The following is a 670-nucleotide window of genomic DNA, read 5'->3' as shown; positions in this document are numbered from 1 at the left end:
AGCGCTGCCCAGCAGGGTACCGCTCGCATCGCGCACCTCGACCGTTGCACCTGGCTCGCCTCGGCCCCCGATGACGGTACCGCCAGGGCCGACCAGCACATTGGTAACCGCTTCTGGCGGAGTGATGTCAGGGGCGTCGAACTGCAAGGGCGCCGAGGCATTGCCTGCCCCATCGACCAGGCGTACGTCCAGTGCCTGGCCGTTGGCCTGGGCAGGGGAGAGGGTGATGCTGAAGGCGCCGTCTGCGCCCACGGTGCCTGTGCCGATCACGGTGCCGGCGGCATCGCGCACTTGTACGGTAGCGCCTGGCTCACCGCGGCCGGTGAAGGTGACGCCATCGGCCAGGGCCAGGTCGGTGGGTTGCGCAGGCCCCACGAGGTCTGGCGATGCCACGCTGGCGGCTGGCGAAGTGTTGCCTGCCGTGTCGGTGAGGGTGACTTGTAGGCTGCTGCCGTCCTTGACGGCAGGATCCAGGCTGACGGTGAAGGTCCCATCGGCCCCCACGGTGCCCGTGGCGAGCAGGTTGCCTGCAGCGTCGCGCACTTGCACGGTGGTGCCGGCTTCGCCGCGACCGGTCAGTTGACTGCCTGCTAGCCCGATGACCAGGTCCACGGGCGCGTCTGGCGGTGTGACGTCACCACCGCCATCGATGTCCGGTGCTGTGACTGCA

General features: G+C 69.1%; 1 protein-coding gene. It reads right to left on the bottom strand.

Annotated features, from left to right (window positions below):
- Positions 1 to 670: Ig-like domain-containing protein (locus tag ACK59L_RS21485; protein WP_409275951.1), on the bottom strand; the 670-nt coding region annotated here is incomplete at both ends.

Source organism: Pseudomonas sp. KCJK9111 (assembly GCF_046231935.1).
In the GTDB taxonomy this organism is placed as follows: domain Bacteria; phylum Pseudomonadota; class Gammaproteobacteria; order Pseudomonadales; family Pseudomonadaceae; genus Aquipseudomonas; species Aquipseudomonas parafulva_B.
This window is presented reverse-complemented; position numbering and strand designations above follow the sequence as displayed.